At 56.9% G+C, this 5921-nt stretch carries 8 protein-coding genes; 5 read left to right on the top strand and 3 right to left on the bottom strand.

Going from position 1 to position 5921, the window contains the following annotated elements; all coding sequences use genetic code 11:
• Both IVB50_RS42115 and IVB50_RS42110 read left to right on the top strand, forming a co-directional pair.
• Nucleotides 1–243 (top strand): transposase (locus tag IVB50_RS42115; protein WP_247296352.1); only part of this gene is annotated, 243 nt, incomplete at its 5' end.
• Between the two features lie 74 nt (nucleotides 244–317).
• Nucleotides 318–1667, top strand: a complete 1350-nt coding sequence (locus tag IVB50_RS42110) for an IS701 family transposase (RefSeq protein WP_247300676.1) — start codon at nucleotides 318–320, stop codon at nucleotides 1665–1667.
• 431 nt (nucleotides 1668–2098) lie between these two features.
• Here IVB50_RS42110 and IVB50_RS42105 read toward each other — a convergent pair whose 3' ends face one another.
• A complete protein-coding gene (locus tag IVB50_RS42105) occupies nucleotides 2099–2365 on the bottom strand; it encodes a DUF3551 domain-containing protein (RefSeq protein WP_083926480.1) in 267 nt (88 codons plus the stop codon).
• 375 nt (nucleotides 2366–2740) lie between these two features.
• A complete protein-coding gene (locus tag IVB50_RS42100) occupies nucleotides 2741–3013 on the bottom strand; it encodes a hypothetical protein (protein WP_247282202.1) in 273 nt (90 codons plus the stop codon).
• Nucleotides 3014–3538: 525 nt separating this feature from the next.
• On the opposite strand from IVB50_RS42100, the gene IVB50_RS42095 reads away from it, so the two are divergent.
• Nucleotides 3539–3706 (top strand): hypothetical protein, encoded by a 168-nt coding sequence (locus IVB50_RS42095; protein WP_018460477.1) that lies wholly within the window; start codon nucleotides 3539–3541, stop codon nucleotides 3704–3706.
• 110 nt (nucleotides 3707–3816) lie between these two features.
• Nucleotides 3817–4035 (top strand): hypothetical protein, encoded by a 219-nt coding sequence (locus IVB50_RS42090; protein WP_247300674.1) that lies wholly within the window; start codon nucleotides 3817–3819, stop codon nucleotides 4033–4035.
• A gap of 49 nt (nucleotides 4036–4084) precedes the next feature.
• Here the strand turns inward: IVB50_RS42090 and IVB50_RS42085 are convergent, their stop codons facing one another.
• Complete coding sequence (locus IVB50_RS42085; protein ID WP_018460476.1) at nucleotides 4085–4651, bottom strand: MarR family transcriptional regulator; 567 nt, start codon at nucleotides 4649–4651, stop codon at nucleotides 4085–4087.
• 727 nt (nucleotides 4652–5378) lie between these two features.
• Between IVB50_RS42085 and nadA the strand changes: the two genes are divergently transcribed.
• Nucleotides 5379–5921: quinolinate synthase NadA (nadA, locus tag IVB50_RS42080; RefSeq protein WP_247300673.1), on the top strand; the 543-nt coding region annotated here is incomplete at its 3' end.

Raw genomic sequence — 5921 nt, 5'->3', positions numbered from 1 at the left:
GATGGCGACGGCTTTCGCGCCGAAATCGTCAATCGCGGCGCGAAACCCGTCATTCCAAACAAATCCAACCGGGTAACCCTCCACAGCTTCAGCAAGCGCCTCTATAAAGGGCGCAATGTTATCGAGCGCTGTTTCTGCCGGCTCAAGGATTTCAGGCGTGTTGCTACTCGCTACGACAAACTTGCCAGAAACTTCTTGGCCGCCGTCCACCTCGCCGCTCTCGTCGCTTATTGGATCAATTGAGTCTGAACCCTAGCACTACTTTGGCAGATTGTTGATTTTGCCGCGATTTATAGGATTCCCGAATCAATTGTTCAATGATTCATGGGTGGTCGGCTCTTGGAGGGCTGACCATGCCGGGATGGGAAGACGAACTCGAACGCTGGCTGATGCCGTTCTTGGACCGGCTGGGTCATAAGACCCGACAGCGGATGTGTCCTCTATATGTTGCGGGATTGATCGGTCCTGGCGATCGCAAGAGCGTTCAGCCGATGGCGGAACGCCTTGCCACGAGCAACTACGACCAGTTGCACCATTTCATTGCGGACGGCGTCTGGAACGCGACGCCGCTAGAGACAGAGCTGCTCAACCAGGCGGACCGACTTGTCGGCGGCAGGGATGCGGTGCTGGTTATTGATGACACCTCACTGCCGAAAAAGGGTGAGCGATCGGTCGGTGTTGCGGCTCAATACGCGTCGGCTCTCGGTAAAACTGCAAATTGCCAAACGCTGGTGTCTTTAACGCTTGCGCGCGGGGAAGTGCCCGTGATGGTCGCGTTACGTCTCTTTCTGCCTGACAGCTGGACAAGCGACATGCCTCGCTTGAAGCGCGCTCGCGTGCCAGTCGAACACCGAACGCCGCGGTCCAAGCCGGAGATCGCTTTGGCCGAGATTGACCGCGCGATGGCAGCCAACATACGCTTTGGATGTGTGCTGGCGGATGCAGGATACGGCCTCAGCGCACCGTTTCGACAAGGGCTAACAGAGCGCGGGCTGGCCTGGGCGGTCGGTATCCCTCGGCACCAGAAAATGTATCCGGTCGATGTGAAGCTCATTTGGCCGATCACCAAAGCCCGTGGCAAACCACGAAAGCACCACGTGCCCGATATCTTATCGATTGCGGCAGAACAAATGCTGGCCAGCGCCAAATGGAAAACCGTGAGTTGGCGCAGCGGGACGAAAGGTCGGCTCAAAGCCCGATTTGCTGCTCTCCGTGTCCGCACCGCCGACGGCCCTCCGCAGCGGATATGGGATAAAGGTCAGCAGCATCTCCCAGGCGACGAAGCCTGGCTCATTGGCGAGCAACGTGCCTCCGGGGAGAAGAAATACTATCTCGCCAATCTTCCGGCGACGACGGATCTGCGCACGCTGGCCGCCACCATCAAGGCACGGTGGATTTGTGAGCAGGCGCATCAACAGTTGAAGGAGGAACTTGGACTTGATCACTTCGAAGGGCGATCATGGCAAGGTCTTCATCGCCACGCCCTTATGACAATGATTGCCTACGCCTTCCTGCAACATCGTCGCCTCGCAAACGCGGGGCGAAAAAAAAACAATCAACGGGCCTCCGCCTCAACCGACTATGCCCGCCGTACGTCACGCCATCGTCGATCTCATCCTTCGGCCGCCGCCCCAGCAGTGCCCATATTGCCGAAAGCAAATCCTTGAAAAACAGCGGCGAAAACACATTCTGCCAAAGTAGTGCTAGCTTGTTGTCGTCTACATGGGGCGCGAGGGCCCAGTCGCCTGCGGCCGCGCGCTACACCATCGGTTTCGGCGGCGAGCTTCATCGCCGGCACTGCCTCGCGCTCACGTCGTACTCGATGTCCATCGCACGCAATTATGGTCTCGGGTCGTAAACGATCACGCGTCGATGCAGAAATATGGAGCCCGGCCACGCACAGGTTTGACGCTGGTCTAAGGGTCGGGAATCGCTCCTCTCTCATCGAGATAAGGTTACGCACTGAAGTCTTTTGGATATGTCTTGGGCAACTTGAAAACAAAGGTCTTGGCCTTAAGAATATTGGTCGGTGTTGTCGAGGTCCGCAAAAGGGACAATCTCGACCAGGAATTGACAACGATCTCGTGGCGATCGCAGATCAGCGTGACTGTCCTGCCTGTCGCTGGAACGCGTAGATGGGATTCAGACCGCAATATGCGAGGGTGCCGGATGCGGTGGCCATGCATTGATCGTAGGTTGAGAACTGGCAGTTGCCAGGATATCCCCAGGTACGTCCCTGCAGGCAATAAACGTCCTGCCGAGCTGGGGGGATGTACGAACGAGCCCGCGGAGCGGCGGTCGAAGGTGATCCAAAGCAGACGAGCATGGGAAGTGCAAGCACAGCAATATAAAGAAGGTTGCGCATGATCTAGCCTCCGTGAAGTCTTGAGAGGATAGAGAGTGTAGAATTGACGCTTTGATCTTGGTCAATGGCAAAACGCTTAGTAGACGGTTTGAGCGATCGGTTTCAAAGTAAGTCTAAGCGTCAGGCACTCGGGTTTTGGAGCAGCTTTCCTGCGAGTTTTGCGGATGGAATGCATTTTTCAAGCGCGGTGGGGGTTCGTGCGTTTGAAAAACCTAGGAGAATAGGCAATCCGAGCTTGAGAACTCCGCGCACGGCAATATGCCGATTTGGGACAGCCGCAAACCCGCGCGCTTATCAAGCACAAATCGCCGCACTACTTTCACCTCAATTTGTGCCGCTGAGCGTGCAGGGAAGCTTCGGCGGGCTCAAGCTCGTCTAGGCTCTCGTGATCGGCCTGATCCGGCGCAGCTGGGAATTGGCATATTCCTCGCGCTCACGCGTGAAGTGCTCTTGGTGCGCTTTGAAGCTCTCGACCCGCTTCTTGATCTCTTCGCGTTCGCTGCCGTCATACTCTGACGCGCTGAGGTCACCCCGCTCGACGGCTTCCTTCGGCAGAGACCGGGGCAGCTGGATCTCTAGCTTCAGCGATTTGGTGAATGCCATCGTTTCAGCGACCAGTGCGTCAAGTTCGTTCTTCCAATCGTGCATTAACGCCCCATGCGGCACTGCTGTGCTGGCCAGCTAATTCATAATAATCTGAGCTGCGGCTATAAGCACCGAAGCCGTCGCATGTAGGCCAGTCCCAAATCGTGTTATTGCTGAAAAAGGCGGCCGACAATATTGCCGGCGGCCTTCCCGGGTTCAAAATGCCTATCATGAAAAAATGCGGTCCAGCCCCGGTGCGAGCGATCCTACACACAAAACGTCTCTCTTCATAGTTTTGCCGTTCAGAAACCTTAACGCGGGGCGATCCGGGTTTGCTCGAAAGGGGGGAGGCGTCCAGCCGCCTTGTTTCCAATTATGTGCAATCGGTCCGGACCTGTTTCGGCGTGGCTTGCATCAAAGCGCGTAATGGTGTTGCCTCGACGAGGTCAGCTATATCACGAGGACTGCAAGAGCCATGGTCTGGATGAATGGCGCTGTGAGCCCGGCCGTACATCGTGAACTGGACATTCGGGTTAGCGAGGGTTCTAAATGCCAGATTGTGTGATCGTTCGGGCCCATGGGAGGCAATTGGATGTCTTGCGCGAAGAGGCATCGCGCATTGCACGGGCTGCCAAAATCGACTGGTCGATTGAGCGCGCCGATGAGGGGGCACATTTTTGCTTTGAGAATGCCGAGGCGAAAAAGGCGTTCGTCACCAGCTGCAAGCGCTTTGATATGCCGCACCGAGACGCTTAGAAACCAAGTTCGCGTGCGATGAGTCAAGCCAGTCCAGAACTCTGCGCCCCACGCGTAGAGCTCGGGCCGCATACCGAATCTATCTTGATCGGGACTTCCAGAAAAGCGGCATGAGCCCAGGATCGACCATCGTATGGGCCGGGATGGCAAATCTGCTCATTGACTTTGACATGAGCCAGTTAGGTTCGCCCTTACTTGCTGCTGCAACGTCTCACGAAGCGGATGTGACCGTGTCGTCGCAAAAAGTTGTTGGACCCGAGCACCTGATAGATCGGCGCTCGTCGAACGCTGAGGCGGAATTGCAATGCGATGAGCCGATGGGCGCTTGATGATGACGGTGCCTGGACGTGCGTGATACCCTCGCATTCCAGGCAACCATCAGCGATCCAACGAGCTTCCCTTCGTCGACTGAAGTCGTCCCCTGCCTCGGGTTGTCACCGCGCCAATATCCATGGCGGCTTTTAAACGAGCACCGTCCAGCCGTCGCCTGAGCGCTGCAAATCGGCTGGACAGTTTGGTCAATTCCTCAACGCCAAGCTCACCGAACACAAATTGGTCGAGTTCCTTCTGTTGTGCAGCGACGTTCGCGAGGCGCTTACAAGCCTTGTCGGTCAGTGACATGTGGACGACCCGACCATCCCTGATACAGGGCTTGCGCCGCAGAAATCCGGCCTTCTCCAGCGCCTTGGAATTTATTGTAATGAAGGACGGGTCAACTTTCAGCAATTTTGCCACCGTGCTGACTGCAACATCCCCCTCGCTCGTTAGGTCTGTCACTGCCATCAAGATTGTCAATTGTGGTCCAGTGATGCCGAGTGCTTTGGCCCGGACTTGAAGAAAATCCTCCAGACAGATGTTGAGGGATCGGACCTCCAACGTTAATCGCCGCACCAGCAGCTGAGTGTCAGCAGAGTCGTTCCCGACTTGCGTTGCTGGCTTGGTCAAATGCGGCGCCACCGGATGTTAGGTCCTATCCTCAGAGCTCGTTCGCACTGACAAGATTTCAACAGAGGATCTCTGCTCGTTGCAGCGATCCTGTGCAAGCATCACGCGCTCACCTGCGCCCACGATTTAAGAACGATTATTAGCGATTCGGATTATTGGCTTTTCGACGAGAATCTCGGGCCGCCGTTGGCGGACGCGCCTAACTGAGTTGCGAATGCTAGTAATCTCACCGAAATGCACGTTCAAAGGAAGATCTCGAATCCGTAATCTCGCGCAGCGGCGCGGCGTTTCGCCCGCTCCGATAGCGCCAATTCGAAGGTGCGTTGCCGGATCCCGGGCAACGGCTTCGAAACGGCTTCCATACTGAGCAGCTTTGGGGCGCAACCTCGCACAGGCGCGGCAGTGAAATTCATCGAAATTGATGGCCTGAACGCGGGATTCAAGCGCATTGCGCTGTTGCATCTCGTGTCGCAGTTGCCGTCCACGAGCGCGTGTTACTCGACGGGTTATGCGACTTCACACTTTGCAGCCTGATCGCCCCTTATAGGTTCAGTCGAGATCCAAAGATTCGACCGTGGAGCTCTTGGAGTAGTGTTAGTTGTCCTAGTCTAATTTACTCATTGAGCATATTTGAGCGCTGCTGAAATCGAACCCGGCCTCTCGGCCGGGTTTCTCAGGCTCCATATGTACTCAAATTGAGCTTATTTAATATGTGCTGGAGGCTTCAATGCCGATCTCTGGACTTTACGGCCCCGACGACTTTGCCAACCGGCCGCAGGGCCAAACCACCGCTGCGCCGCGTTCCGTCGCAGCGGGCTCGAGGCCCGCATTGCCGATGCCGTCGCTGGAATGGACGCCGGACGTCGAGCGCGCCACCGCGCCGCTTTACGAGCGCGTGAAACATGTCATCCCGCCGATCGAATGGCCGCTGATGGCCCCGACGATCAAGGCGATCAACGAGCTGAAGCAGGCCCGGGGCGCGGTGATCCTCGCCCACAATTACCAGGCGCCGGAGATCTTCCACTGCGTCGCCGACATCGGCGGCGATTCGCTCCAGCTCGCGGTCGAAGCCACCAAGGTGAAGGCCGACATCATCGTCCAGTGCGGCGTGCACTTCATGGCGGAGACATCAAAGCTGCTCAATCCGGACAAGACGGTGCTGATCCCCGACACGCGCGCCGGCTGCTCGCTCGCTGCCAGCATCACCGGCGCCGACGTCCGCCTGCTCCGCGAAAAATTCCCCGGCGTGCCTGTCGTTGCCTATGTCAAC

The sequence above is a fragment of the Bradyrhizobium sp. 87 genome (assembly GCF_023073015.1).
Lineage (GTDB): Bacteria > Pseudomonadota > Alphaproteobacteria > Rhizobiales > Xanthobacteraceae > Bradyrhizobium > Bradyrhizobium canariense_D.
Note: the sequence above shows the minus strand (reverse complement) of the source record. Positions and strands in the feature narration are given on the sequence as shown.